Origin of the sequence: Streptomyces sp. NPDC021115, from assembly GCF_044333065.1 — a bacterium.
Taxonomy (GTDB): Bacteria; Actinomycetota; Actinomycetes; order Streptomycetales; family Streptomycetaceae; genus Streptomyces.
Genome location: NZ_JBIRQF010000008.1, coordinates 333,166 through 355,646, shown reverse-complemented (window position 1 = coordinate 355,646; position 22,481 = coordinate 333,166). Strand labels below are relative to the sequence as shown.

The 22,481-nt window shown below is 73.4% G+C and carries 20 protein-coding genes; 12 read left to right on the top strand and 8 right to left on the bottom strand.

Annotation, left to right across the window (positions count from 1 at the left end):
- Positions 1-211: 211 nt before the first annotated feature.
- The 3 genes from ACH4TL_RS25880 to ACH4TL_RS25870 form a co-directional block, all read right to left on the bottom strand.
- Positions 212-691 (bottom strand): nuclear transport factor 2 family protein, encoded by a 480-nt coding sequence (locus ACH4TL_RS25880; protein WP_398318810.1) that lies wholly within the window; start codon positions 689-691, stop codon positions 212-214.
- Positions 688-1,590, bottom strand: coding sequence for a dihydropteroate synthase (gene folP / locus ACH4TL_RS25875; protein WP_398318813.1), 903 nt, complete (start codon positions 1,588-1,590; stop codon positions 688-690). Before folP ends, ACH4TL_RS25880 begins: the two co-directional genes overlap by 4 nt.
- A 70-nt stretch (positions 1,591-1,660) precedes the next feature.
- Positions 1,661-3,493 (bottom strand): phosphatidylglycerol lysyltransferase domain-containing protein, encoded by a 1,833-nt coding sequence (locus ACH4TL_RS25870; RefSeq protein ID WP_398318816.1) that lies wholly within the window; start codon positions 3,491-3,493, stop codon positions 1,661-1,663.
- A 166-nt stretch (positions 3,494-3,659) separates the two neighbouring features.
- On the opposite strand from ACH4TL_RS25870, the gene ACH4TL_RS25865 reads away from it, so the two are divergent.
- Positions 3,660-4,790 (top strand): alpha/beta hydrolase, encoded by a 1,131-nt coding sequence (locus ACH4TL_RS25865; RefSeq protein ID WP_398318819.1) that lies wholly within the window; start codon positions 3,660-3,662, stop codon positions 4,788-4,790.
- 327 nt (positions 4,791-5,117) lie between these two features.
- Here ACH4TL_RS25865 and ACH4TL_RS25860 read toward each other — a convergent pair whose 3' ends face one another.
- Positions 5,118-6,275 (bottom strand): betaine/proline/choline family ABC transporter ATP-binding protein, encoded by a 1,158-nt coding sequence (locus tag ACH4TL_RS25860; RefSeq protein WP_398318822.1) that lies wholly within the window; start codon positions 6,273-6,275, stop codon positions 5,118-5,120.
- 129 nt (positions 6,276-6,404) lie between these two features.
- Here ACH4TL_RS25860 and ACH4TL_RS25855 point away from each other — a divergent pair, with 129 nt between their 5' ends.
- The 4 genes from ACH4TL_RS25855 (at position 6,405) to ACH4TL_RS25840 (ending at position 10,012) form a co-directional block, all read left to right on the top strand.
- Positions 6,405-7,082, top strand: coding sequence for an ABC transporter permease (locus tag ACH4TL_RS25855; protein ID WP_398318825.1), 678 nt, complete (start codon positions 6,405-6,407; stop codon positions 7,080-7,082).
- A gap of 5 nt (positions 7,083-7,087) precedes the next feature.
- Complete coding sequence (locus ACH4TL_RS25850; protein ID WP_398319684.1) at positions 7,088-7,825, top strand: ABC transporter permease; 738 nt, start codon at positions 7,088-7,090, stop codon at positions 7,823-7,825.
- Between the two features lie 46 nt (positions 7,826-7,871).
- Positions 7,872-8,831, top strand: a complete 960-nt coding sequence (locus tag ACH4TL_RS25845) for an ABC transporter substrate-binding protein (RefSeq protein ID WP_398318827.1) — start codon at positions 7,872-7,874, stop codon at positions 8,829-8,831.
- Positions 8,832-8,905: 74 nt separating this feature from the next.
- Positions 8,906-10,012 carry a hypothetical protein gene (locus ACH4TL_RS25840; RefSeq protein ID WP_398318830.1) on the top strand — a complete coding sequence of 369 codons (1,107 nt, stop codon included), beginning with the start codon at positions 8,906-8,908 and terminating at the stop codon, positions 10,010-10,012.
- A gap of 32 nt (positions 10,013-10,044) precedes the next feature.
- Here ACH4TL_RS25840 and ACH4TL_RS25835 read toward each other — a convergent pair whose 3' ends face one another.
- Together ACH4TL_RS25835 and ACH4TL_RS25830 are read right to left on the bottom strand one after the other, a co-directional pair.
- A complete protein-coding gene (locus tag ACH4TL_RS25835) occupies positions 10,045-11,187 on the bottom strand; it encodes an NADH-quinone oxidoreductase subunit D (protein ID WP_398318833.1) in 1,143 nt (380 codons plus the stop codon).
- A 62-nt stretch (positions 11,188-11,249) separates the two neighbouring features.
- Positions 11,250-12,299, bottom strand: a complete 1,050-nt coding sequence (locus ACH4TL_RS25830; RefSeq protein WP_398318836.1) for an SAM-dependent methyltransferase — start codon at positions 12,297-12,299, stop codon at positions 11,250-11,252.
- Positions 12,300-12,383: 84 nt separating this feature from the next.
- Here ACH4TL_RS25830 and ACH4TL_RS25825 point away from each other — a divergent pair, with 84 nt between their 5' ends.
- Entirely contained in the window at positions 12,384-13,580 is a 1,197-nt protein-coding gene (locus ACH4TL_RS25825; RefSeq protein WP_398318839.1) for a sensor histidine kinase, read from the top strand.
- A gap of 79 nt (positions 13,581-13,659) precedes the next feature.
- Positions 13,660-14,355 (top strand): response regulator, encoded by a 696-nt coding sequence (locus ACH4TL_RS25820; protein WP_398319686.1) that lies wholly within the window; start codon positions 13,660-13,662, stop codon positions 14,353-14,355.
- 462 nt (positions 14,356-14,817) lie between these two features.
- Here ACH4TL_RS25820 and ACH4TL_RS25815 read toward each other — a convergent pair whose 3' ends face one another.
- A complete protein-coding gene (locus ACH4TL_RS25815) occupies positions 14,818-15,909 on the bottom strand; it encodes a DUF5937 family protein (RefSeq protein ID WP_398318842.1) in 1,092 nt (363 codons plus the stop codon).
- A 99-nt stretch (positions 15,910-16,008) separates the two neighbouring features.
- Between ACH4TL_RS25815 and ACH4TL_RS25810 the strand changes: the two genes are divergently transcribed.
- Positions 16,009-16,341 carry a hypothetical protein gene (locus ACH4TL_RS25810; protein WP_398318845.1) on the top strand — a complete coding sequence of 111 codons (333 nt, stop codon included), beginning with the start codon at positions 16,009-16,011 and terminating at the stop codon, positions 16,339-16,341.
- A gap of 20 nt (positions 16,342-16,361) precedes the next feature.
- Here the strand turns inward: ACH4TL_RS25810 and ACH4TL_RS25805 are convergent, their stop codons facing one another.
- Positions 16,362-17,597: a threonine aldolase family protein gene (locus tag ACH4TL_RS25805; RefSeq protein WP_398319689.1), complete on the bottom strand. Its 1,236-nt coding sequence runs from the start codon at positions 17,595-17,597 to the stop codon at positions 16,362-16,364.
- A gap of 179 nt (positions 17,598-17,776) precedes the next feature.
- Here ACH4TL_RS25805 and ACH4TL_RS25800 point away from each other — a divergent pair, with 179 nt between their 5' ends.
- The 4 genes from ACH4TL_RS25800 to nadC are packed head-to-tail and all read left to right on the top strand — an operon-like array spanning position 17,777 to position 22,462.
- Positions 17,777-18,712: a Rossmann-like and DUF2520 domain-containing protein gene (locus ACH4TL_RS25800; RefSeq protein WP_398318848.1), complete on the top strand. Its 936-nt coding sequence runs from the start codon at positions 17,777-17,779 to the stop codon at positions 18,710-18,712.
- Positions 18,709-19,686: a pantoate--beta-alanine ligase gene (gene panC / locus ACH4TL_RS25795; protein ID WP_398318851.1), complete on the top strand. Its 978-nt coding sequence runs from the start codon at positions 18,709-18,711 to the stop codon at positions 19,684-19,686. The genes ACH4TL_RS25800 and panC overlap by 4 nt, the downstream gene beginning before the upstream one ends.
- Positions 19,683-21,416, top strand: coding sequence for an L-aspartate oxidase (locus ACH4TL_RS25790; protein WP_398318854.1), 1,734 nt, complete (start codon positions 19,683-19,685; stop codon positions 21,414-21,416). The genes panC and ACH4TL_RS25790 overlap by 4 nt, the downstream gene beginning before the upstream one ends.
- On the top strand, positions 21,413-22,462 hold the full coding sequence (gene nadC / locus ACH4TL_RS25785) for a carboxylating nicotinate-nucleotide diphosphorylase (protein WP_398318857.1): 1,050 nt from the start codon (positions 21,413-21,415) through the stop codon (positions 22,460-22,462). Before ACH4TL_RS25790 ends, nadC begins: the two co-directional genes overlap by 4 nt.
- Positions 22,463-22,481 lie beyond the last annotated feature (19 nt).

Genomic DNA, 22,481 nt, shown 5'->3' with positions numbered 1-22,481 from the left:
GGAGCGCACCAATGACCCCCTGCCGTCGGCGGGGAACCTCCTCGAATCTACCTGCGAATGACGGCCGCACATGCCCACGGGGTCGCGGCGGATGCCTCCCACAGCCCCGCGCCACCTTCACCTACCCGCACCTCGCACGGCTCGAACGGAACCCATTCGAGCCATCGCGGAGCCCTGCTCGGGGCCGGGAACAGGGCCCCGAGCAGAGCTCTCAGCCCGGCATCAGCCGGTCGTCGTCATCGGGCCCCTCCGGACCCTCGTCGTCACGCTCCGCGAGCACCGGGGAGCCATGGTGCGACCACACCTTCCAGCCCTCGTCGGTGCGCCGGAACACGTTCGTGGCCACCACCAGCTGCCCGACCAGCGGGCCCAGCTGCCCCTCCTCCTCGGCCGGGGCGCCGCTGAGGATGTTCTCCGTGCAGGTCACCAGCGCGGTGTCGGCCACCACCGACACCTCGACGTCGGTCAGGAAGAACTGGATGTAGTCCGTGTTCGCCATGATCAGCGCGTACGAGCGGAGCACCTCGCCCCGGCCGCGCAGCACCGGCCAGCCCGGGTGCACACAGGACACCTCGGTCTCCGCGGAATCCAGCCACAGCCGGTCCAGCGCCCCGTGGTCGCCCTGCTCCATGGCCTCGTACAGGGCGGTGTTCACCAGCGCCACTCGCTCGCTGTCCGTAAGGGAAGTCACAGCGCTCCCGCCGCGTCCGCCACGTTCTCGGGGTACCCGGCCTCGGCCATCTCGACGGCCCGGGCCACCCGCACCGCGTCCGCGCTCGCCCGCACCTCGTGCACCCGCACCGCCCAGGCGCCCTCGCGCGCGGCGATCGCGGTCACCGCGGCGGTCGCCGCGTCCCGCGCCCTGGCGGGTGGCGGCGCGCCCCCGTCCCCGGCCAGCACCCGGCCCAGGAACCGCTTCCGGGAGGCCGCCACCAGCAGCGGACGGCCCAGTTCGCGCAGCGTGCCCAGATGCGCCACCAGCGCCAGGTCGTGCTCCGCTTCCTTGGCGAAGCCGAGACCCGGGTCCAGCACGATCCGCTCCGGGGCGATCCCGCCCTCGACGGCCCGGTCCACGCTGTGGCGCAGCTCGGCGACGACCTCGCCGACCACGTCCTCGTACACCGCCCGGTTGTTCATGTCGATCGACTGGCCGCGCCAGTGCATCACCACGAACGGCACCTCCGCAGCGGCCACCGCGGGCACCATCGCCGGGTCGGCGCGGCCGCCGCTCACGTCGTTGACCAGCAGCGCGCCCGCCCCGACCGCCCGCTCGGCGACCGTGGCCCGCATGGTGTCCACGCTGACCGGGACACCCGCCGCAGCCAGCTCCCGCACCACCGGGATCACCCGGCGCAGCTCCTCGGCCTCGTCGACGCGCGCCGCGCCCGGCCGGGTCGACTCGCCTCCGACATCCACCAGGTCGGCCCCGGCCTCGACCAGGTCCAGACCGTGCTTGACGGCCAGGTCGGTGTCGAACCACTGGCCGCCGTCGGAGAAGGAGTCGGGCGTGACGTTCACCACGCCCATGACCGCACACCGGTCCCATTCCGGCAGTCCGGCCACTCGGCCCCGCTCGCGCAACGTCCTCATGACCTTAAGGCTAGACGTACGGGCAGCCCGGACGCGGGACGCGGGGGCGGGGTGCTTGTTCGGATCCGCCCTAGGCGGCCTGCTCCAGTTCGCGGCGGCGGGCCGGGGCCTGGTGTGCGCAGGGCCTGCGCTCGGCGCGCCGACCGCGGCGCAGCAGCCGGGGCAGCGCGAGGGAGACGAACCCCTCGGCCTGCATCGCGGCCAGGCCGATGCGCGGCAGGTCGCGGGTGGTGCGGAAGACCACGAAGCGCGGCTCCCAGCGCGGCCCGAACTTGGCGTTGAACTTGTACAGCGACTCGATCTGGAACCAGCGGGACAGGAACACCAGCAGCCCCCGCCAGCCGCGCAGCACCGGGCCCGCGCCCAGCTTCTCGCCGCGCGCCAGCGCCGAGCGGAACATCGCGAAGTTCAGCGACACCCGGGTGACGCCCAGCGCCGGGGCGGCCTGGAGCGAGGCGACGATCAGCAGCTCGTTCATGCCCGGGTCGGCGCTGCGGTCGCGCCGCATCAGGTCCAGCGACATCCCGTCCCGGCCCCACGGCACGAAGTGCAGGACGGCCTTGAGGTCTCCGTACGGACCGTCCTCGGCGCCGTCCTCGGCGGTCTTGTGGGCGGTGGCGATCACCGCGTCGCCGTCCGCCGGGTCGCCGATCCGGCCCAGCGCCATCGAGAAGCCGCGCTCGGTGTCGGTGCCCCGCCAGTCCGCCGCGGCGCGCCGGACGGTCTCCAGCTCCTCCGCGCCGAGGTCGGCGACGCGCCGCACCTTCGTCGCGTAACCGGCCCGCTCGATGCGCTTGACCATCTGGCGGACGTTGCGCATGGCGCGCCCGGACAGGGTGAAGTCCGCGACGTCCACGATCGCCTCGTCGCCCAGCTCCAGGGCGTCCAGTCCGGTCTCCCGGGTCCACACCTCGCCGCCGGTCTCGCTGCACCCCATCACCGCGGGCGTCCAGGAGTGCGCCCGCGCCTCCTCCATGAACGCCGCGATCGCGCCCGGCCACGCCTCCACGTCGCCGACCGGGTCGCCGCTGGCCAGCATCACGCCGGAGACCACGCGGTAGCAGACGGCGGACTTGCCGCTGGGCGAGAAGATCACCGCCTTGTCGCGGCGCAGCGCGAAGTGGCCGAGCGAGTCCCGGCGCCCGTGGGCGTCCAGCAGCTCCCGCAGCCTCTCCTCGTCGGAGGGGGTCAGCCGGGCGGCCGGGTGCTCGGGGCGGAAGGCGAGGTACGCGGTGGTGGCGACGGTCAGCAGGCCGAGCGCGCCGAGCGAGTAGCCGACGGTGTAGTCCGCGCCGTCGCGGTAGCCGACCGGGCCCTCGAAGCCGAACAGCCCCCACAGCACGTGCTCCAGCTGCTCCGCCAGCGACGGACTACCCTCGATGGTGTCCGGGTGCGACCGCACGATGAGCAGTCCGACCCCGACGCTCACCCCGCCCATGACCACGAAGTTGGCCAGCGCCCTCCAGCGGCTGCGGGGGTCGGGCAGCGCCGCGAACTCACGGCGGTAGCGGATCAGCACCAGCATGAGGACGAGCGAGAAGACGGTGCCCAGGACCGAGTGCCGGTACAGCAGCTGGGCTGCCGCGCCGACCGGCAGCAGCGCCACCGCCGCGACCCAGGCGCGCCGCTTACGCCGCTTCAGGCCGTGCGCCAGCATCAGCAGCAGCAGCCCGACCACGATCGACGCCGCGGCGGCCAGCGAGCTGACCGCGCCGGGCAGCAGCTCCGCCAGCGAGTGCACCCGGCTGTGCCTCAGCCGCGGGAAGACGATGTCCACGAATCCGATCAGCATGCAGGCCGTACCGACGGCCGTGGGGACCGCCTCCGGCCGTGGCCCGCGCAGCACGCGCCGTATCCGGTTGGGAACCCCTCCGGACTTTTCGGCATCTGGACTGTCAGACATTCGCATTCCCGTCGCTTCGGTCAAAGGATCTTTGGTTCTCTGACGCAGCTTCCGCACGATTTGCGTCTATCTAGATGCGGTTCGAGGCGGCGGGGTTCCGCACCCGGCTCCCGCCGGGAGCGCCACCCCGCGGCACGGACGACCGCCGCCCGGCAGAAAGATAGTGATGGGTCTCACGAGCAACAACGTCGTGATCATGGCTGTCGTCGCGGCGGTGCTGCTGTTCGCGGCCACGATATGGCTGTGGCCGCGGGTGGCCGGACGCGGGGTGACCGCCGTGCTGGGCCGGGTCGGCATGCTACTGGCTACTCAGGTGGCGGTGTTCGCGGCTTTTGGATTGTTCGCCAATCAGTCTTTCGGCTTCTACGGCTCCTGGTCCGACCTCCTCGGCACGGAGGACGAGGTGGGGGTGGTGGTGGACCATGACACCCCCGGCACCAGGGTGAAGGTCACCGAAACCCGCAAGCTCAAGGTCTCCGGCGGCTCGTCGCCGGAGACCGCAGGGCGCATCGACAAGGTCACCTTCCGGGGCCCGGTCTCGCGGATCGCTAGTCCAGCGTACGTCTACCTGCCGCCGGAGTACTTCCAGCCCCGGTACGCCGAGCGGCAGTTCCCGGCGGCCCTCGTGCTGACCGGTTACCCGGGTACGACCGAGGCCCTCATCAATGGCCTGAAATACCCCCAGAAGTCCCAGAAGCTGGTCAAAGAGGGGAGGATGCAGCCGACCATCCTGGTCATGATGCGGCCCACGGTGGCGCCGCCGCGGGACACGGAGTGCATGGACGTCCCCGGCGGGCCGCAGACCGAGACCTTCTTCACCAAGGACGTGCCGAAGGCCGTCTCCGAGCACTACCGGGCGGGCACCCGGGCCCGTAACTGGGGCGTCATCGGAAATTCCACCGGCGGCTACTGCGCCCTGAAGATGGCGATGCGCCACCCCGACGCCTTATCCGCCGCCGCCGGTCTGTCCCCCTTCTACCGGGCCCCCACCGACCCGACCACCGGTGACCTCTTCGGCGGCAGCCGCCGGCTGGAGCGCGAGAACGACCTCATGTGGCGCCTCGACCACTGCCCCGCCCCGCCGGTCTCGCTGCTGGTGAGCAGCAGCGAGCGCGGCGAGAAGAACTACGGGGCGACGATGCGGTTCGTCGCGAAGGTGCGGGACCTGAACCGCCGCGGCGAGCCGACCCGCATCTCGTCCATGATCCTCGGCACGGGCGGCCACAACTTCAACACCTGGAAGCGCGAGGTTTCCCCCGCCCTGGAATGGCTGGGCACCCGCCTCGACCCCAACTGACCCGGGTTTCCTTCCCCGCCCCGCCCCTCCCCGAACCCGGGGCTCCGCCCCGGACCCCGGCGGGGCCGGACCGCCCGCACTCGGGTGTGCCCTGGTCGGGTGCGGGCGGCGACAGGGGTGGCCCGGCTGCGAGCCGACGCCCGCCCGCAACCGGGCGCGGGGTCCGGGGCTTGCCCCGGTTTCGGGAAGGGGCGGGACAGGGGACAGACCCGTCCGGCAGGCGCGGCGGGCTGCGTGGGGCGCGGCGGGGCCGAGGGCTGGCTGCGGGCCCAGCCCCCTGCGGCGGGCTGCTGGACGCGCGGCGTGGGGCTGGGCCCGGTGTGGGGGTTACGTGTCGGCGACCGTCTGGAGGTTTACGTCGCCTCGGGCGATTCCGCCGGCGTCGGCGTCGATCGAGCGGCGCAGGGCCTCGTGGAGGCGGCCCGGGGTGAGGACGCCGAGGAAGCGGTCGCCGTCCAGGACGGCGATCCACCCCGCGTCGTGCTGGAGCATCGTGCTGAACGCCTGCTTCAGCGGCGCCCCCACCGGCAGCCACGCCTCCATGCGGCGGGCGTGATCCCGTACCGTCCCGTCCGGCCCGTCGGCCGAGTCCGCCGGGATCCAGCCGTGCAGATGGTCCGCGTCGTCCAGGACGACGGCCCATCGGGCGCCGTCCGAGGCGAGGCGGGCGGCGGCCTTGGTGAGCGGGTCGTCGAGGTGGACGACGGGGGGCTGCCAGAGGTCGCCGGGTTCGATGGGGGTCACCGAGAGCCGCTTGAGGCCGCGGTCCGCGCCGACGAAGTCGGCCACGTACGGCGAGGCGGGGGCGCCCAGCACCGCCGCCGGGGTGTCGAACTGTTCGATGCGCCCGGAGCCATACACCGCGATGCGGTCGCCGAGCCGCACCGCCTCCTCGATGTCGTGCGTCACGAAGAGCACGGTTTTCCGCACCTGCGACTGAAGCCGCAGGAATTCCGTCTGGAGATGTTCGCGGACGACCGGGTCGACGGCGCCGAAGGGCTCGTCCATGAGCAGCACCGGAGGGTCGGCGGCCAGGGCCCGGGCCACCCCGACCCGCTGCCGCTGACCGCCGGAGAGCTGGTCCGGATAGCGGTCGCCGTAGACGGAAGGGTCGAGTCCGACCAGATCGAGAAGCTCGGCGGCCCGGTCCCGCCCCTTCTTCCGCTGCCACCCCAGCAGATGCGGCACGGTCGCGGTGTTCTCCAGCACGGTCTTGTGCGGGAAGAGACCGACTTGCTGAATGACGTAGCCGATACGGCGGCGCAACGCGACCGGATCGGTCTCGGCGATGTCCTCGCCCTCCACCAGAATCCGGCCGGAGGTCGGCTCGATGAGCCGGTTGACCATTTTCATCGTGGTGGTCTTGCCGCACCCCGAGGGTCCGACGAGCGTGACCAGCTCACCCTCCGCGACCTCGAAGGACAGATCGTCCACGGCGGTCGTGCCGTCGGCGTAGCGCTTGGTGACATGCTCGAAACGGATCATGGCTCCCCATTGTTGCCGCATTCGTGGCAGACATTGTTGCTGTTGTGTGGCGATCGGACGAGATTGTCATCTCCCGGGGATAGGGTCACCCAGGAATTGGACGACCACGTGCCCGGGGGAGGTGAGCGTATGGCGGACCAGAACTGTCTGATCAGTAACGAATGGATTTGCGGCGAGTATGTGCGCACGCGCGGTCAGGAGCTGACGGACGCGACGCTTCAGCATGTCGGGATCACCCTCGCGTCGGTCGCGATCGGTCTCGTGATCGCCTTTCCGCTCGCGCTGCTGGCCCGCCGCCGCCAGGGCGTTGCGGGCCCGGTGCTGGGGCTGACGACGATCCTCTACACGGTCCCGTCGCTCGCGATGTTCTCGCTGCTGCTGCCCGTCTTCGGGGTGTCCCAGGCGGTCGTGATCACGGGTCTGGTGCTCTATTCGCTCACCATCCTGGTGCGCAACATCATGGCGGGCCTCGCCTCCGTGCCGGAGGACGCGCGGGAGGCCGCTCGCGGCATGGGGTACGGGCCGCTGCGGCTGCTCCTCGGCGTCGAACTGCCGCTCGCGCTGCCCGCCCTGATGGCCGGGCTGCGCATCACCACGGTCTCCACCGTCTCGCTCACCACCGTCGGCGCGATCATCGGCTACGGCGGGCTCGGCAACCTCATCTACGAGGGCATGCACAGCTTCTTCAAGGCGCAGGTGCTCACCGCCTCGGTGCTGTGCGTGGCGCTCGCGGTCGTGGCGGACCTGCTGTTGCTCGGCGTGCAGCGGGTGCTGACGCCCTGGGCGCGCAAGAAGAGGAGGGCCTGATGGGCCTGGGGGTCATCGGCGACGCGTGGCAGTGGCTGGCCACCGGATCGCACTGGTCGGGCGGGGACGGGGTGTGGCACCGGCTGGGCCAGCACCTGTTCCTGACGTTCGTCTGCCTGGCGATCTCGTGCGCGGTCGCGCTGCCGGTCGCCGTCCTGCTCGGCCACATCGGCAAGGGCGGCGCGATCGCGGTCAACATCTCCAACGCGGGCCGGGCCGTGCCCACCTTCGCCGTGCTGGTGCTGCTGCTCCTCAGCCCGCTGGGCACCCACGGCCAGTGGCCCACGATCATCGCGCTGGTGCTGTTCGCCGTCCCGCCGCTGCTCACCAACGCGTACGTCGGGGTGAGCGAGGCCGACCGGGAGGTCGTGGAGGCGGCCCGGGGCATGGGGATGACGGGTGGCCAGCTGATCCTCCGGGTCGAGCTGCCGCTCGCGTTCCCGCTGATCATGACGGGCGTACGGACCGCCGCGGTGCAGGTGGTCGCCACCGCGACGCTGGCGGCGCTGCCCGGCGGGGGCGGGCTCGGCCGGATCATCACGGCGGGCTTCCGGCTCACCGACACCCCCCAGGTGGTGGCCGGGGCGGTGCTGGTCGCGGCGCTCGCGCTGCTGGTCGAGGGCGCGTTCGTGGTGCTGGGGCTGCTGCTGGACCCGATGCGGCGGAGGACGGGCCGCCGGTCGGTCGCGTTCCGCCGCCCGCCCGCCGACCAGGCGCCCAAGGCGCCCGCGCTGACGTCGTAAAACCCGTCGTCACGTGTGTGTACGTATATCTATGGATGGGGAACCCATGAGCAAGATCTTCAGAGTGGTGGGGGCGGCGGCGAGCGCCGTGGCGCTGGCGGTCGGCGCGACCGGATGCGGCGGCGAGAGCCTGGAGAAGTCCGGCGGCGGCGACAGTTCGGGCAAGCCCGGCAAGGGCTCACTGGTGATCGGCACCGCCTCCTTCGCCGAGTCGAAGGTCCTCGCCGAGCTGTACGCGGGGCTGCTGGAGGACGCCGGCTACTCGACCTCCATCAAGACGGTGGACACCCGCGAACTGTACGAACCGGCCCTGGAGAAGGGTCAGATGGATGTCGTACCGGAGTACGCGGCGACGCTCGCCGAATTCCTCAACCAGAAGAAGAACGGGCCGAATGCCGAGCCCGTGGCCTCCTCCGACGTGGACGCCACGGTGAAGGCGCTGAAGAAGCTCGCCGAGCCGCGCGGGCTGAAGGTGCTGGACGTCGGCAAGGCGGTCGACCAGAACGCCTTCGCGGTGAGCGGCAAGTTCGCGGAGGAGCACGACCTCAAGACGCTCTCCGATCTCGGAAAGTCCGGTCAGAAGGTCAAGCTGGCCGCGGGGGACGAATGCCCGAAGCGGCCGTTCTGCCAGCCCGGTCTGGAGAAGCGCTACGGCATCGACATCGCGGGCATCGACCCGCTGGACATCGGCAGCGTGCAGGCCAAGCAGGCGGTCAAGGACGGCAAGGACCAGATGGTCCTGACGACCACCACGGACGCCACGCTCGACCAGTTCGGACTGGTCCTGCTCGACGACGACAAAAATCTCCAGAATGCCGACAACGTACTTCCCGTGGTGAATGCGAAGTCCGCCGGTTCACCCAAGATCGAAAACGCGCTGAACAAGCTCGGCCGCGTGCTCACCACGGCCGATCTCACCGAACTCAACAAGAAAGTTGACGCCGAGCGGCTCAAGCCCGCCGATGTCGCGGCCGACTACCTCAAGGAGAAGGGGCTCGTGAAGTAGTTTGCCAACGGATTGACAACGGATGTGGCCTGCCGACCCCCCAAAACCGGCGTACGCACGGTAAGTTTCGGCCCATGCCACGTGGACGCCACCGCCAATCCCCACCCCTGCACAGGCTACTTCCCCCGCTGTCGGTCGCAGCCGCGTCAATAACCTGCGCCGCCGGTGCCTGGCTGGTCGGCGACACGGTTGTGATCCGTGGACTCGCCGCGACCGCGGCCACCGCCGCGGTCGTCGGCTCGGTCCTGACACGCCGTTGGGACCGCGCCGCCGGCCGCCGGGTCGCGGAGGCCGCGAGCGAGACCGCCCGCCAGGAGATGAAGTACGAGGAGCGGATCGCGGAGCTGGAGGCGGACGCCGAGAAGGCGACCGAGCTGCGCACCGCGCTCAACACCAGCCTGCGCGCCAAGCGGGCCGAACTGGCCCGGCTGCGCAACGAGCACGCCGAGCTGCTGCGCCGCTACGCCACGGCCGAGACCGAGCGCGCCAGCGCCCTGGAGGGCCGCCGCAGGCTCGCCCTGGAGGCCGCGGCTCCGTCGAAGGAGCTGACCGCGGGCGCGTCGCCGTCCGACAAGGCCGACGAGAACGGCGAGTCCGCCGAGCCGGTGGAGTCCCTCGGTGACGACCTCGACGCGTACGCCCGCGCCGACCAGGCGCTGAGCCGCCTCGTCGCCAGCGCCCGCCAGCAGCGGGAGCGGGCCGAAGCGGAATCGCGGACCCTGGCCGTCGAGCAGGAAAAGGCCGAGGCCGAGGCCAAGGAGCAGGAGAAAGCGGAAGCGAAGGACGGCAAGGCCGGGAGAGCGGCCGCGGACCCGGACGAGGACGGTGCAGCCGTCCCGGGGAAGCGCCCGGCGGCCGACGAGCGTGACGGCCCGGGCAGCTCCCCGGTGCCGCCGCCACACGCCCGTACGGCCGCCTCCGCCGTGGTGCCGTATGCCGCGGCACGCCGGGCCGCCTCCCGTTCGCAGGGCGGTTTCGACTACTTCGGCACCCAGAAGACCCCGCCGAAGCAGCAGGAGCCCGAGCCGGAGGCCGAGGAGGACCTCGCCGATGTGATCGGCGCGGAAACCCTCGCCGAGACCCGCAAGGGAGCGGTGGGCGAGGTCATCGACCTCACCGCGCACGAGGAGAACGAGCACGAGCACCTGGGGATCGACGGGCTGCGCAGCGCGATCTCCTGAGACACCCCGTGGGCGTCGCCTTACTTGTCGATTTACTTGTCGATGTCGCCGACGACGAAGAACAGCGATCCCAGGATCGCCACCATGTCGGCGACGAGCGTGCCCGGCAGAAGCTCCGTGAGCGCCTGGATGTTGTTGAACGAGGCTGAGCGGAGCTTCAGCCGGTACGGCGTCTTCTCGCCCTTGGAGACGAGGTAGTAGCCGTTGAGGCCGAGCGGGTTCTCGGTCCAGGCGTAGGTGTGGCCCTCGGGAGCCTTGAGCACCTTCGGCAGCCGCTGGTTGATCGGCCCCGGCGGCAGCTCGGCGATCCGGTCCAGGCAGGCGTCGGCGAGCGCCAGGGCGTTGTGCGTCTGCTCCAGCAGGCATTCAAAGCGGGCGAGGCAGTCGCCCTCCTCGCGCACCACGACCTTCAGGGTGTCCTGGAGCTCCCCGTACGCCAGATACGGCTCGTCGCGCCGCAGGTCGAAGTCCACGCCCGAGGCGCGGGCGATGGGGCCGCTGACCCCGTACGCGTGCACGGCCTCCGCGGACAGCACGCCCACCCCGCGGGTGCGGCCCCGGAAGATCTCGTTGCCGAGGACGAGCCCGTCGTACACGTCCATCCGCGACCGGACCTCGGCCACGGCCGCCCGGGCCCGGCCGAGCCAGCCCGCGGGCAGGTCCTCCTTGAGCCCGCCGACCCGGTTGAACATGTAGTGCATCCGGCCGCCGGAGATCTCCTCCATGACGTGCTGGAGATCCTCGCGCTCCCGGAACGCGTGGAAGATCGGCGTGATGCCGCCCAGCTCCAGCGGGTACGACCCCAGGAACATCAGATGGTTGAGCACCCGGTTCAGCTCGGCCAGCAGCGTCCGCATCCATACGGCGCGCTCCGGGACCTCCATCCCGAGCATCCGCTCGACGGCGAGCACGACGCCCAGCTCGTTGGAGAAGGCGGACAGCCAGTCGTGACGGTTGGCGAGCATGATGATCTGGCGGTAGTCGCGCGCCTCGAACAGCTTCTCGGCGCCGCGGTGCATGTAGCCGATCACCGGCTCCGCGTGCTGCACGCGCTCCCCGTCGACCACCAGCCGGAGCCGCAGCACGCCGTGGGTGGACGGGTGCTGCGGGCCGATGTTCAGCACCATGTCGGTGCTTTCCGCGGCGCCGCCGATGCCGACTGTCGTCTCCGTCATGGGAACAGTCTGTCCCGACACCCGCCCCGTCCAGAAACCGGGTCCAGCCCCTGGACCCGGCGTCAGGGGAGCAGCGCGTCGTGCGGGACGCCCGCCGGGAGGCCCACCGGGCGGGCCAGCCAGCGGAAGCCGCCCAGGCCCGCCGGGTCCAGCAGCTCCGCCGCCTCGCCCGCCGCGCTCAGGGCCCGTACGTAGGCGGCCGGGTCCGATGCGGCCATGGCGAGCGGCGGGCGGCCGCCGTCGAGGCCCAGGTGGCGCAGCGCGTCGCGCTGGGGGATCAGCCGGGCGTCCGTCCCGGCCGCGCACGCGTCCAGCGCCACATGCGCCGTGAGATCGCATGAGCCGTCCGGCACCGGCCGCACCTCCCGCCCCTCCCGGAAGCCGGTCAGCGTGCCGAAGGGCGGCCGGGCGGCGCGCTCGTGGCCGTAGTCCACGGCCACCGCGAGCCCGGCCCGCACGCATCGCACCGCCTCCGCCCAGGCCGCGTCGCGCGGGTGGCCGATCTCGGCCCGCAGCCCCGGTTCGGCGCCGGACAGCGGCCACCAGCGGGCCAGCCACGCCGCGTCCTCGCCGGTCACCTCGGCGCCGAGCCGTTCGGCGCCGTCCGCCGCCGAGACCTCGACCCGGCGCGGGACGCCGTCGGAGTCCGTTTCGGCGACGTCCACGGGGACGTTGTCCAGCCACTCGTTGGCGAACAGCAGCCCGGTGAACCCCTCCGGGACCGTCTCCCGCCATTCCACCCGCCCGTCGAGCCCTTCCGGCCGCGCCGCCCGCTCGACCGCGTACGGCCGCAGCCGCGCGGCCAGCCCGTGCGGCAGCCCCGCGACTTCCGCCAGCACCCCGGTCAGCAGCTCGCCGCGGCCCGCGCCCATGTCCACCAACGCCAGCTTCGGCGGCCGTCCCAGCGTCTCGTCCACCCGCCGCAGCAGCTCCGCGACCGCCCGCGCGTACAGCGGTGAGGCGTGCACCGAGGTGCGGAAGTGACCGGCCGGTCCCTCCGCTCGCCGGAAGAAGCCGTCCGTCCCGTAGAGCGCGCGTTGGGCGGCTGCCCGCCACCCGTGCCATTCCTGCTGTTCACTTGCCACATCCACCACGCTAAAGCGGAGCGGCATCCACCTTGGGGAGTAGGGCGGGGCTGCACGGATCGCTCCTCGGGCTGACCCGCCCGGGTATCCGTACTGCCTACTCTGGGTGACGTGCAGCGCCTCTACGATTTCCTCCGCAGCCATCCGACAGGGGTGGACGCCTTCTGGGGCGTCCTCCTCTTCGGCTGCGGTCTCCTGTGGCTCGTAGGGGCGGCCCCGGGCAACGAGCCACCGCTCGCGGCCGTGCCGATCACCCTGGCGCTCTGCGCCACCGTCGCGCTGCGCCGCCGCGCCACCACGATGATGCTGTGGCTGGCCATCGCGTGCGGCGTCGCCCAGCTCGCGCTGGACGTCAGGACCAACATCGTCGACTTCGCGATGCTGGTGATCGTCTACACCGCCGCGTGCACCGCCGGGCGCCGCACCTCCCGGCTGGCGCTGGGCGCCGCGATCTGCGCGCCGTCGCTCGCCACCCTTCGCTGGCCCAGCGAACACGAGTCCGCGTGGGCGGCCGTCGTCTCGACGGTCTTCATCACCATCCCCTTCGTCCTGGCCTGGGTGCTCGGCGACTCGATCCGCACCCGCCGCGCCTACTACGCCCAGCTGGAGGAGCGCGCCTCCCGGCTGGAGAAGGAGCGCGAGGCGCAGTCGAAGGTCGCGGTCGCCGCGGAACGCGCCCGTATCGCCCGCGAATTGCACGACGTCGTCGCGCACAACGTGTCGGTGATGGTCGTTCAGGCGGACGGCGCCGCGTACGTGCTCGACGCCTCCCCGGACCAGGCCCGGCAGGCGCTGGAGACGATCTCCGGCACCGGCCGCCAGGCCCTCGCCGAGATGCGGCGGCTGCTGGGCGTGCTGCGCACCGGGGAGCCGGGCGAGGCCAGCGACTACGTCCCGCAGCCGGACGTCGAGCAGATCGACGAACTGGTCCAGAAGGCCCGCGGATCCGGGCTCCCGGTCGACTTCAGGGTCGTCGGCAGCCCGCGCCAGCTGCCCAGCGGCGTCGAGCTGACCGCGTACCGCATCGTGCAGGAAGCGCTCACCAACAGCCGCAAGCACGGCGGCCCCGACGTCGGCGCCAGCGTCCGCATCACCTACTTCGATGACGGGCTCGGCCTGCTCGTCGAGGACGACGGCCGGGGCGCCCAGCGCGAGTTGTACGAGGACGGCGGCGCCGACGGCAGCGGCCACGGGCTGATCGGAATGCGTGAACGCGTCGGCATGGTGGGTGGCACGCTCGACGCGGGCCCGCGCCCGGGCGGCGGCTTCCGCATCAGCGCGCTGCTGCCGCTGAAACCGGCGGGCTGAACCGCGGACACGTCCGCTCGCCGCGTACGTACGCGGCGAGCGCCGCACGGAGGGAAACCGAATGAAGGGACCCGACCGGATGTCGATCCGCGTCATGCTCGTCGATGACCAGGTGCTGCTGCGCACCGGTTTCCGCATGGTGCTCGCCGCCCAGCCCGATATGGAGGTCGTCGCCGAGGCGGGCGACGGGCAGGAGGCGCTGGAGGCGGTGCGCTCCGCCGAGGTGGACGTCGTCCTGATGGACGTCCGCATGCCCAAGCTGGACGGGGTGGAGGCGACCCGGCGCATCTGTGAGCGCGAGGGGGCGCCGCGGGTGCTCATCCTGACCACCTTCGACCTGGACGAGTACGCCTTCTCCGCCCTCAAGGCGGGTGCGAGCGGCTTCATGCTCAAGGACGTGCCGCCGGGCGAACTCCTCACCGCGATCCGCGCCGTCCACAGCGGCGACGCGGTCGTCGCCCCCAGCACCACCCGCCGCCTGCTGAACCGCTTCGCCCCCATGCTCCCGGGCACCGGCGGCCCCCTCGGCGGCCGTTCGGGCGCCGCGGCCCGCCCCGAGCTGGAACGCCTCACCGAGCGCGAGCGCGAGGTGATGATGCTCGTCGCCCAGGGCCTGTCGAACGGCGAGATAGCGGGCCGCCTGGTGCTGTCCGAGGCGACCGTGAAGACCCACGTGGGCCGCATCCTCACGAAGCTGGAACTCCGCGACCGCGTGCAGGTGGTCGTCATGGCCTACGAAACCGGCCTGGTCCGAGCCGGCGGCACCCCCCGCTGAGCACGGCGTCCGGGGGATCCCCCTCCTGGCCCCCAGGCGCGGGGTTGGCCGCGGGCCCCCGGGCGGGCCCGCCCCGGAGTGCCCGGCTCCGCCGGTGGGGCCCGCTCCACGGGCAGTGCCCCGCCCCGGCGCGTCGGGCCACCGCGCGGCGCCGCCGGGGCTTCCCCTACCCCGCCCCTTCCCGAAACCGGGGGATTCCCCCGGCGCCCCCCAGAGGCGGGGCTTGCCGCGGGCCCCGGGCGGGCCCGCTCCGGAGCGCTGGGCCCCGGCGTCGCGGCCCGGCCCCACTGCCTGTGGGGCCGCAGGGCTCCGCGCCAGCACCCGCGTGGGCGTGGCCGTTGCGGCGCGGCCCGCGGCAGTGGTCTGCCACCTGCGGGGCGCTGGGGCGGAGCCCCGCATTCGGGGGCCGGGGGTTGCCCCCGGTTCGGGAAGGGGCGGGGTGGGGAAGACGCCGCGTCAGGGCTAGCGGAGGACGCCCTCCAGGAAGTCGCTGCCCAGCCGGGCCACCACTCCCAGCTCCAGTTGGTGCAGGACGTACCGTCCCCGCCGGCGGGTGTGGAGGAGGCCGGCCTTCTTCAGGACGGCGATGTGGCGGGAGACCTCCGGGGGTGTGATGGCGTACGCCTCGGCCAGCTCGCCCGTGGTGTGCGGGCCACGGGCCAGGGTGCGGCAGATGCGCATCCGCATCGGGTGGGCCAGGGCCTCCAGCCGCTGCTGGACGAGCTGGAGGGCGGCGGGCGGGGCGAGTTCGGGTGCGGCGATCGGGTACTGGATCACCGGGCGCCAGCCCGGCGCGTGCACCAGCAGCAGATGCGGCCAGCCGAAGGTTGTCGGGATGAGGGTCAGCCCGGACCCGGTCGCCGTCGTCCGCCCCGCGGCCAGCTTGTCGACCAGGACGCGCGTCCGCCCGTCGGCGCCCTCCTCCAGCGACAGCGCGGCCGAGGCCGCCGACAGCGCCTCCGCAAGCCCCTTGCGCTGCAACAGCTCGCCCTTGTGGCGGGCGTCGGCGGCCAGTTGGATCCGCACCCGCCGCCAGGTGTCGGCGAAGAACGCCTGGTCGCAGTCCTCCAGCAGCCGCCGCAGCCACACCCGCAGCCCGTCCGGGTCGGCCAGCATGCGGTCCACGAAGGCCAGTTGCCGCGGTCCGCGGGCGCGGGCCATGTCCCGGACCCGGTCCCGCTCGTCCCGGTCGACCAGCGGCGACGGCGTCGGCCGGTCGTAGTTGGCGGAGCAGCTGATCTCGAAGGCGGCAGCGACGAACGCCTCGTCGTCGATCCGGTCCAGCGAGTCCAGGTCCTCGGCGAGTGTCGCCCCGGGGGCGGAGGGCAGCAGCAAATCGGAGCGGGCGGTGCCCCACAGGAAGTCCGCCTCGCACAGCCGGTCGGCGAGATCCGGTTTGAGGGCGGCGGCGGTCGCGGTGGCCCAGCCGTGCAGCCCGGGGTGGTGGGCGGGCTCGGACAGCACGTGCAGCGCGGCGCCCAGTTCGGCGAGCGGCGACGGACTGAAGACGATGCGCTCGGGCGGCAGCCCGGTGATGTCCACGACATTGGCCATGACCCCATGGTGCGGCAGCCCGCGCCGCGCCCCGGCCTCGTTTGACGGCGATCGTCAAACGAGGTGACGGGCGGCGGCGGGTGGTCCGACGCTCATGCCATGTCCATCACTCAGCAGTACGCACTCGACCTGTACCGGGCCGCCCAGCGTGGCGAGCCCGCCCCGCCAGCTCCCGGCCACGGCGACTGGCGCGCCCTCCGGTCGCTGCGCGAGTACCGCGACTTCCAGGCCGTCATCGACGAAATCGACGACCGCCCGGCCCGGCGCCGCCGCGGGGCCGTCCTGCGGGCGCTGCGGGCGCTGCGCGCGGCAGCGGCGGGCGCGGCCCGCCCCGTACGCGCCGCACAAGCAGCCGGGACCGTACGTGCCGCACAGCCGTCGGCCGCCGGGACGTCGTGCGGGGACGCCCCCGTCCGCCCGACCACCGGTTGAGCCGCCGCCCGGCCCGCGGCTCAGGTGCCCTCGTCCGCGCCGTCCTCGGCCAGCACCGCCCGCACCCGCGTCAGGAACGCGGCGACCGCCTCCGTCACCTCCTCCGCCGTCCAGTCCAGGGCGGGCGCGGCCACCGTCACCTCGGACATGGCCAGACCGGGCGGCCCCGGTTCCCACCAGCGCCGGAACAGCGTCGTCCGGGTCTCCTCGGCCAGCCGTAGCCCCGCCTCGTCCAGCACCCGCGCCGGATACGGCAGCCACACCTGGAACTGATGGGTGTGCGGCACCTCCGGATGCACCCGGGACCAGGCCACCCCGGCACCGGCCGCCGCGAACGCCTCCCGCATCGCCCGCGCGACGACGGCCGCATGGGCCACGTACGACGGCAGCCGCGGCAGTTCGCGGTCGAGACCGGCCAGGGCGGCGAGCGCCGTCGGCCACTGCTGGAACAGCTGGCCGCCGTACCGGTGGCGCCAGGCCGCCGCCTCCGCTATCAGCGTCTCCGGGCCCGCGAGCGCGGCGCCCGCGATGCCGTCGAGGGACTTGTAGAAGGACACGTACACCGTGTCCGCGAGGGCGGCGATCTCCGGGAGCCCGCGCCCGAAGTGCGTCGTGCACTCCCACAGCCGGGCCCCGTCGAAGTGGACCACCGCCTCCCGCTCCCGGGCGGCCGCCACGACGGCGACCAGATCGTCCCACTCCGGCAGCACGAAGCCCGCGTCGCGCAGCGGCAGTTCGAGGGCGAGGGTGCCGAAGGGCTCGTCCAGGTCGCGGATCTCGGCGGCGGTGGGCAGCCGGGGCTCGCTGGTCGGCCGCACCGCGCGCAGCCCGCTCACCGTCAGATACGCGTCCCGCTCGTGGACCTCCAGATGAGCCAGCGGATGGACGGCCACCACCGGGTTTCCGGTGCGCCCGGCCCAGGCGCGCAGCGCGACCTGCTGGGCCATGGTGCCAGTGGGGAAGAAGGCCGCGGCCTCCATGCCGAGCAGGTCGGCGACCCGCCGCTCCAGCCTCTCGACCACCCCGTCCCCGTACATGTCGACCCAGTCGTCGAGGGCGCCGTCGAGGTCAGGGGCGGCGGTCAGGTCCGCCAGCCGCTCGCCGATCCGCCGCTCGACCGGGCCCCGCACCAGGGTCCGCTCGGAGCCGCGCCAGGCCGCGAGCCTGCGCGCCCGCACCGCCTCCTCGGTCTCGTCAGAAACCTCCGCTGCCTCCGTCACGTCCACCACGTCCACCACATCCCCCACATCCGCCATGTCGGCCATGACCCGATGATGACCCACGGACGGCGCGCGCCCGGAGTTATCCACAGGCCGCCTTGCCCAGCGTCCAACGGCGTTGTTCACAGGCACCCGGGCCCCGCCGGGGCACTCGCGTAGCATGGCGGGGAATCGTCCGGTACCCCCTGAGGACTGGAACGGAAGGCCGCAGTCGCGTGAACGCACAACCACTTCCCGATCCGCGGGACCGCCCGGCCCGGCTCACCGTCGGCGTCGTCGGCGCCGGTCGCGTCGGTCCGCCGCTCGCCGCCTCGCTGCGGCTGGCCGGGCACCGGCCCGTCGCCGCGTCCGGTGTCTCCGACGCCTCCGTGAGCCGGGCCGCCGCCCTGCTCCCCGAGGTCCCGATCGTCCCGCCGGCCGAGGTGCTGGCGCGGGCCGAGCTGGTGCTGCTCACCGTCCCCGACGACGCCCTGCCGGAGCTGGTCGCGGGCCTCGCCGAGACCGGTGCGGTGCGCCCCGGCCAGCTGCTGGTGCACACCTCGGGGCGCTACGGCACCGGCGTGCTGGAGCCCGCTCTGCGGGCCGGTGCGCTGCCGCTCGCGCTGCACCCGGTGATGACCTTCACCGGCACCCCGGTCGACGTCCAGCGGCTCGCGGGCTGCTCCTTCGGCGTCACCGCCCCCGAGGAGCTGCGGCTGGCGGCCGAGGCGCTGGTCATCGAGATGGGCGGCGAGCCCGAGTGGATCGCGGAGGAGTCCCGTCCGCTGTATCACGCGGCCCTCGCCATCGGCGCCAACCACCTGGTCACCCTGGTCGCCCAGAGCATGGAGCTGCTGCGCGCGTCCGGTGTCGAGGCGCCCGACCGGATGCTGGGCCCGCTGCTCGGCGCGGCCCTGGACAACTCGCTGCGCAGCGGCGACGCCGCGCTCACCGGCCCGGTCGCGCGCGGCGACGCGGGCACGGTCGCCGCGCACGTCCAGGAGCTGCGGCGGCACGCGCCGCACGCCGTCGCCGGATATCTCGCGATGGCCCGTGCCACGGCGGACCGGGCGCTCGCGCACGGGATGCTCAAGCCGGAGCTGGCCGAGAACCTGCTGGGCGTTCTGTCGGACGCATCGGACGCCCGGGGCCGGGGAGGAGCGGGATCATGAGCCCGAAGCTGTGGACCAAGCCGGGCCCCGGCGAGCCGGACGCCGAGCTGTTCGCGCGCCGCGCGGACTTCGACGCGGCGCTGGAGCGGTTCGCCGTGCCGGGGCGTACGGCCGTCGTCATGACCATGGGCGCGCTGCATGACGGGCACGCCTCGCTGATCCGCGCCGCGCGCGCCCGGGTCGGCGCCGAGGGCCTCGTCACCGTCACGGTCTTCGTCAATCCGCTCCAGTTCGGCGCGGGCGAGGACCTGGACCGCTATCCGCGCACCCTCGACGCCGACCTGAAGGTCGCGGCCGCCGCCGGGGCGGACATCGTCTTCGCGCCCTCGGCCGACGAGGTCTACGGGAGCGGCGAACCGCGGATACGGATGTCCGCCGGGGCCATGGGCGAGGGGTACGAGGGCGCCACCCGGCCCGGCCACTTCGACGGGGTGCTCACCGTCGTCGCCAAGCTGCTCCACCTCACCCGCCCGGATGTCGCCTTCTTCGGCGAGAAGGACGCCCAGCAGCTCGTGCTGGTCCGCCGGATGGTGCACGACCTGGACTTCCCGGTGGAGATCGTCGGCGTCCCCACGGTCCGGGAGGGCGACGGGCTCGCCCTCTCCAGCCGCAACCGCTACCTCTCGGCGCGGGACCGGGAGACCGCGCTGGCCCTGTCCCGGGCGCTGTTCGCCGGGCGGGACGCGGGGGTGTCGGCGGCGCGGTCCGCCGGAAGCGCCGAAGGCGGGGAAACCCACGGCCTGGTCCGGGTCGCCTCACCCGGCGCCGTACGGGCCGCGGCGCGCGCGGTGCTGGCGGAGGCGGCGCTCCTCGATCCGCCGCTCGTCCTCGACTACGTGGACCTGATCGACCCGGAGAGCTTCACCGAGGCGCCCGAGGACCACACCGGCGAGGCCATCCTGGCCGTCGCCGCCAAGGTCGGCTCCACCCGGCTGATCGACAACATCCGGCTGTGGTGCGGAGCCGCCCGATGACCGCCCTGTCCGGCGCCACTGCGCCCGCCACCGCCCTGCGCGCCCCCGCGCCCGGCTGGGCCACCGAGGCTGATGTCGTGGTCGTCGGCTCGGGCGTCGCGGGCCTGACCGTGGCGCTGCGCTGCGCCGCCGCCGGGGCGAAGGTCACCGTCGTCACCAAGGCCCGCCTCGACGACGGCTCGACGCGCTGGGCCCAGGGCGGCATAGCCGCTGCCCTCGGCGAGGGCGACACCCCAGGGCAGCACCTGGACGACACGCTCGTCGCGGGCGCCGGGCTGTGCGACGAGCGGGCCGTGCGGATGCTGGTCACCGAGGGCCCCGGCGCCGTGCGGCGGCTCATCGCCACCGGCGCCCGCTTTGACGCCGACGACGAGACCGGCGAGATCCTGCTGACCCGCGAGGGCGGCCACCACCGCAGCCGCATCGCCCACGCGGGCGGCGACGCGACCGGTGCGGAGATCTCCCGCGCCCTGGTCGACGCGGTGCGCGCGGCCGGGATCGACATCGTCGAGCACGCGCTCGTGCTCGACCTCCTCAAGGACGCCTCCGGCCGCGCCGCGGGCGTCACCCTGCACGTCATGGGCGAGGGCGCGCGGGACGGCGTGGGAGCGGTCCGCGCGGGCGCCGTCGTCCTCGCGACGGGCGGCATGGGCCAGGTCTTCTCCGCCACCACCAACCCCGCCGTCTCCACCGGCGACGGCGTCGCCCTCGCGCTGCGCGCCGGGGCGGAGGTGAGCGATCTGGAGTTCGTCCAGTTCCACCCCACGGTGCTGTGGCTCGGCCCGGAGGCCGAGGGGCAGCAGCCGCTGGTGTCGGAAGCGGTGCGCGGCGAGGGCGCGCATCTCGTGGACGCCCAGGGGGTGCGCTTCATGGTGGGGCAGCACGAACTGGCCGAGCTGGCCCCCCGCGACATCGTCGCCAAGGGCATCATGCGGCGGATGCGGGAGCAGGGCGCCGCCCACATGTATCTGGACGCCCGCCACTTCGGCGCCCGGATGTGGGAGCACCGCTTCCCGACGATCCTGGCCGCCTGCCGCTCCCATGGCATCGACCCGGTCACCGAGCCGATCCCGGTGGCCCCCGCCGCGCACTACGCCAGCGGCGGGGTGTGGACGGACCTGCGGGGGCGCACGACCGTCCCGGGTCTGTACGCGTGCGGCGAGACGGCCTGTACGGGCGTCCACGGCGCCAACCGGCTCGCCTCCAACTCGCTGCTGGAGGGCCTGGTCTTCGCCGAGCGCATCGCGGCCGACATCGCCGACCGGCCCTCCCCGCCGGAGCCCGCGCCCCCGCGCACGGCCCCCACTCCCGCACCAGGGCCCCTGCTCGCGCCCGAGGCGCGGCTCGCCGTCCAGCGCGTCATGACCACCGGCGCCGGGGTCCTCCGCTCCGCGACAAGCCTCGCCCGCGCCGCCGCGCAGCTGGACCGCGTCCGGGACGACGCCGTCGAGACGCTGCGCCGCAACGGCAAGACGGCCGAGCCCGGCGTCGAGAGCTGGGAGGCGACGAACCTCCTCCTCGTCGCCCGGGTCCTGGTGGCCGCCGCGCTCCGGCGCGAGGAGACCCGCGGCTGCCACTGGCGGGAGGACCGCCCCGACCGGGACGACGCGGCGTGGCGGCGGCACCTCCTGGTCACCCTCGCCCCCGACGGCTCGCTCGACGTCCGTACGACGGACTCCGCGGCGTTCCCCTCACCCACCACCCCACCCGAGACGGAGTCCCACCCGTGAGCAGCACCTCCGACGACCGCCAGCAGAGCCCCCCACGGCCCGTGGACCTTCCGCTGCTCCAGATCGGCGTCCCGGGCGGCGGCGAGGGCGGTGGCTGCGGCAGCGCCTGCGGCTGCGGCAGTGACGACGACGGCGCGTACGGGCTCGACCCGATGGAGTGCGGCCTCGACCCCGATCTGGCCCAGCTGCTGGCCGATGCCGGGCTCGACCCCGTCCAGGTCGAGGACATCGCGCACATGGCGATCGAGGAGGACCTCGACCAGGGCGTGGACGTGACGACCGTCGCGACCGTCCCCGAGGACGCCTTCGCCACCGGCGACTTCACGGCCCGTGAGGCGGGCACCGTGGCCGGGCTGCGGATCGCGGAGGCGATCCTGTCCGTCGTCTGTACGGACGAGTTCGAGGTCGAGCGGCACGTGGAGGACGGCGACCGGGTCGAGCCCGGCCAGAAGCTGCTGACCGTCCGCACGCGCACCCGCGACCTGCTCACCGGCGAGCGCAGCGCGCTCAACCTGCTGTGCCGTCTCTCCGGCATCGCGACCGCGACCCGCGCCTGGGCGGACGTGCTGGAGGGCACGAAGACGAAGGTCCGCGACACCCGTAAGACGACGCCGGGGCTGCGCGCCCTGGAGAAGTACGCGGTGCGCTGCGGCGGGGGAGTCAACCACCGCATGTCGCTGTCGGACGCGGCGCTCGTCAAGGACAACCACGTGGTCGCGGCGGGCGGCGTGGCGGAGGCGTTCGGCGCCGTCCGGGCCGAGTTCCCCGACCTGCCGATCGAAGTGGAGGTCGACACCCTCGACCAGATCCCGCCGGTCCTGGCGGCGGGCGCGGATCTGATCCTGCTGGACAACTTCACCCCGGAGCGCACCCGGGAGGCGGTCGGCCTGGTCGCGGGCCGGGCCGCGCTGGAGTCCTCGGGCCGCCTGACGCTCGCCAACGCCCGCGCGTACGCCGACACGGGCGTCGACTACCTGGCGGTCGGCGCGCTCACCCACTCGTCCCCGATCCTCGACATCGGCCTGGACCTGCGCGAGACGGGGTGACCGAGCGATGCTGCTGACC